This is a genomic window from Actinosynnema sp., assembly GCF_052038725.1.
The window spans coordinates 1-4,091 of sequence record NZ_JBQGCX010001110.1 but is presented as its reverse complement, the minus strand read 5'-3'; the positions used below and the strand labels follow the sequence as shown (position 1 = coordinate 4,091).

3 protein-coding genes are annotated in these 4,091 nt (G+C 76.6%); all 3 read left to right on the top strand.

Annotated elements, in window-relative coordinates:
* Positions 1-170: 170 nt before the first annotated feature.
* Positions 171-2,078, top strand: a complete 1,908-nt coding sequence (locus ACTUAL_RS23450; protein ID WP_440901757.1) for a class I tRNA ligase family protein — start codon at positions 171-173, stop codon at positions 2,076-2,078.
* Positions 2,075-3,148 carry an NAD(P)/FAD-dependent oxidoreductase gene (locus tag ACTUAL_RS23445; protein WP_440901756.1) on the top strand — a complete coding sequence of 358 codons (1,074 nt, stop codon included), beginning with the start codon at positions 2,075-2,077 and terminating at the stop codon, positions 3,146-3,148. The genes ACTUAL_RS23450 and ACTUAL_RS23445 overlap by 4 nt, the downstream gene beginning before the upstream one ends.
* A 43-nt stretch (positions 3,149-3,191) precedes the next feature.
* Positions 3,192-4,091 (top strand): SidA/IucD/PvdA family monooxygenase (locus ACTUAL_RS23440; protein WP_440901755.1); only part of this gene is annotated, 900 nt, incomplete at its 3' end.

The following is a 4,091-nucleotide window of genomic DNA, read 5'->3' as shown; positions in this document are numbered from 1 at the left end:
ACCGCCCCCAGTGGCGCGGCGCACCCCACCACGGAACCTCCCGCGCGGGCGGCGCCGCACCCCGTGCTGCCCGCACCCGCCCGGCGCGCCCCCGCACCGCGCCGGGTCCCCCGTCCACACCACACACCAGGGGACTTCCTGTGATAACGCGCGCCTTCGACCGGTCGGCCATGAGCTGGTCCTACGAGATGAGCCTGCAACCGATGCTCTCGGCCGCCGACATCGACGGCCTCCCGTTCGGCTCCGTCTTCGGCAGCGTCCCCCCGCGCAGCGTCTCCAAGCGGCACGCCCACCAGGACGGCGAGCTGTTCATCGTCCTGGCGGGCCGGGCGACCGTGGTGCTCGGCGACGAGGAGCGCGAGCTGGGACCGGGCGGCGTCGTGCACCTGTCGCCCTTCGGCTACCACGAGATCCGCAACGAGCACGACGAGCCGTTCGACCTGGTCTCGATCTACTGGGAGCACATCCCCAGCGCCGTGGCCGCCCTGGAGGAGGCCCCGCCGCGCGCCTCGCTGCCGCAGCGGGCCCTGGTCTTCTGCCCGCCGCCCACCCCCAACGGCGGCCTGCACCTGGGCCACCTCGCCGGGCCGTACGTGCGGGCCGACGTGCTGGTGCGCGCCCTGCGCAGCACCGGCCGCGACGCCAGGCACGTCACCGGCACCGACGACCACCAGTCGCACGTCGCGGTCAGCGCCCGCCTCGGCGGCGCCACCCCCGAGCAGGTCGCCGCCTCCCACGGCGAGGCCATCCTGACCACGCTGCGCGCGGCGGGCGTCGACTGCGACCGGCTCACCCGCCCGGCGACCGAGCCGGGGCACGCCGACCGCGTCCGCGAGCTGATCACCCGGCTCGCCGCCTCGCCCTCGGTCACCGAGCAGGAGCGGGACACCGCCTACTGCGCCGCCTGCGACCTGTCGCTGCACCAGGCGTTCGCGCGCGGCACGTGCGCGCACTGCGCGGCCGACAGCGACGGCGAGATCTGCGAGGCGTGCGGGCGGCCCAACGAGACCAAGGACCTGGTCGACCCGCGCTGCAGGCTCTGCGGCGGCCCCGCCACCACCCGCCCCGAGCGCGCCCTGTGGCTCGACGTGTCCGCCCACGCCGAGCAGCTCGCCCGGTACCTCAAGGACTGCCACACCTCACCCGACCTGCTCGCCCTGGTCGAGCGCCTGCTGGCCGACGGCCTGCCGCCGTACCGGCTCGCCCGCCGCGCCGACTGGGGCGTCGAGCTGGCGGACGGCCAGCGCGTCGACGCCTGGGTCGACCTCGCGCTGACCTTCCTCGACGCCGCGCGCGCCGAGACCGAGCAGGACGGCCCCGCCAAGATCACCCTGTTCCTCGGCTACGACAACAGCTTCTTCTACGCCGTGCTCCTGCCCGCCGTGGCCTTCGCCGCCGGACTGGCCGAGCACCTGCCCGCCGCCTTCGTCACCAACCAGTTCCTGCACCTGGACGACGCGAAGTTCTCCACCAGCCGGGGCCACGCCATCTGGGCCGACCCCGCGCTGGCCGAGGCCGGCGCCGACGCCGTGCGCCTCGCGCTGCTGCGCAACGCCCCCGAGGGCCGCGTCACCCGGATCACCCAGGAGCGGGCCGCCCTGCTCGCGCAGGACCCGCTCCACCTGGCCGCGCAGGAGTGGCTGGCCGGGTTCGCCCAGGTCGGCGACGGGGTGGTGCCCGGCACCGGGGCGTGGACCGACGCGCACCGCGAGTTCTACCGCGCCCTCAACCTCACCACCCGGCAGCTCGACGGGCTGCTGATCCCCGAGTCGTTCAGCGCGCGCGGCTACGTCCGCCTGCTGGAGGCCTTCGTGGAGCGCGCCGCCGAGTTCCGGGCGACCGAGGAGCCGCTGCGCGCGGTGCCCTCGCTGGCCGAGGAGGCGCGCACCAGCCTGGCCCTGGACTACCTGGCCGCCAAGGCGTTCGCCGCGCTGGCCTGGCCGATCACCCCCGACCTCGCCCTGCGGACCTGGCGGTGGCTCGGGCTGCCCGGCGAGCCGGTGCGCGAGGCGGACTGGTCGTTCCTGCCCGGCGGCACGCGCGTCACCTCGCCCGCCCCGCTGGACGGGCGGCCGTGAGCGCGCCCGAGCGCCCGGACGTCGTGGTGGTGGGCGCCGGGATCACCGGCGCCTCCATCGCGCGGCACCTGGCCGCCGCGGGCGCCTCCGTCGTCGTGCTCGAACGCGGGCTGCCCGCCTCCGGGGCCACCGGCCGCTCCGGCGGCATGGTGCGCGCCTACGACCCCGACCCGGCGATCGCCGAGCTGGCCCTGCCCAGCCTCGCCGTCTACCGCGACCCCGCGAACTGGGCGTCCGGGCGGTCCCCGCTGCGCGCCGTCGGCTCGGTGACCGCCGCCGACCCGGCCCTGGAGCCGGAGCTGCGCGCCGAGGCCGCGGGTATCACCGCCGCGCGGGGCGGCCCCGCGCCCGGGGGCGCGGGGCCCGACGCGGCGGGGGGCGTCCGGCTCGCGGGCGGCATCGCGCTGGTCGAGCCCGAGGCGGGCTGGGTGGACCCCGCCGAGGTCACCGCGGACTGGCTGGCCCAGGCCCGCGCCCTCGGCGCCTCGGTGCGCGAGGGGACGCCCGTGCGCGCGGTCACCGCGCGCGGCGGGCGCCCCGTCGTCCACACCGACGACGGCGAGCTGCGCGCCGGGACCGTCGTCGCCGCCACCGGCCCGTGGGCGGCCGACCCCGTTCCGGGGCTGCGGACCGCGCACCCGGTGCGGGCGCGCTCGATCCAGGTCAGCGTCGTGCGGCGGGACCCGGGCGCGCCGCCCCACGCGACCTTCGTCGACCTGCGCACCGGCCGCTACGCCAAGCCGGTCGGCGCGGACCGCACCCTCCTGGGGATGCCCCACCTGGTGTGGGACTGCCCCTTCGACGCCCCCGCGGACCCCGCGCACGAGCGGGCCACCACCACCGCGCTCGCCGCCCACCTCCCGTGGGTCGCCCTGGCCGCCCACGTGGCGACCACCCGCGCCACCGACGCCTACGGCGAGCCCGCGCACGGGCCGTCCGGCCTGCTGGAGAGCACCGGCGTGCCGCACGCCTGGTCGGTGCGCGGCTGGAACGGCGGCGGCGTCAAGACCGCCCCCGAGGCCGGTCGCCGCATCGCCCTGGCGTGCCTGTCCGAAGCCCGCGTCGCCTGACGGCGGCGCACACCCCCCACCCCCACGGCATCAGAGGTGCTCCATGCCCGACGCAGCCGCTCCACCGCTCGCCGCCGCCCCCGACCGGGCCGAACCCGCGCCCCGCTGCCACGACGTGCTGGGCATCGGCTTCGGCCCCGCGAACCTGTCGCTGGCCATCGCCTTCGAGGAGGAGGGCCACGAGCTCGACGCCCGCTTCCTGGAGGCCAGGCCCGGCCCGTCCTGGCAGAGCGCGATGATGCTCGACGGCTCGGACATCCAGAACCACCCCGTGCGCGACCTGGTGTCGCTGCGCAACCCGCGCAGCCGCTACAGCTTCATCAACTACCTGTTCGAGAACGGCAGGCTGCTGGAGCACCTCAACGTCCCGCTGGAGTTCCCGCTGCGCAAGGACTACGCGCGCTACGTCTCCTGGGCCGCGAGCCACTTCAGCAGCCAGGTCGACTACGGCACGCACGTCACCGGCGTCGCGGTCGAGCGCGACGACGAGGACCGCCGGGTCTACGCCGTCACCACCTCCACCGGGCAGGTCCACCGGGGGCGGTCGCTGGTGATCGGCACCGGCCGGGCCCCCTACGTGCCCGAGCCGTTCGACGCCGTCGACTCCCCGCGCGTGTTCCACCTGACCCGGTACCTGCCCGCGCTGGAGCGGCTCGCCGAGCTCGACGTCGCCCACGACGGCGACCGGTCGCCGCTGTCCGTCGTGGTCGTCGGCGGCAGCCAGAGCGCCGTGGAGCTGACCCTCGACCTCGCCCGGCGCTTCCCGCGCGCCACCGTGACCACGCTGGTGCGGTCGCTGACGCTGCGGCTGAAGGACACCAGCCCGTTCAGCGAGGAGGGCTACTTCCCCGGCTTCACCGACTACTACTACCGCGCCCCGCGCGAGCGCAAGGACGCCATCGACTCGTACATGCGGCTGACCAACTACTCCTCCGCCGACGGC

Excerpts from the sequence above, each read along its gene's own strand:
- ACTUAL_RS23450 (WP_440901757.1), top strand. The coding sequence starts at position 171 with ATGAGCTGGTCCTACGAGATGAGCCTGCAACCGATGCTCTCGGCCGCC.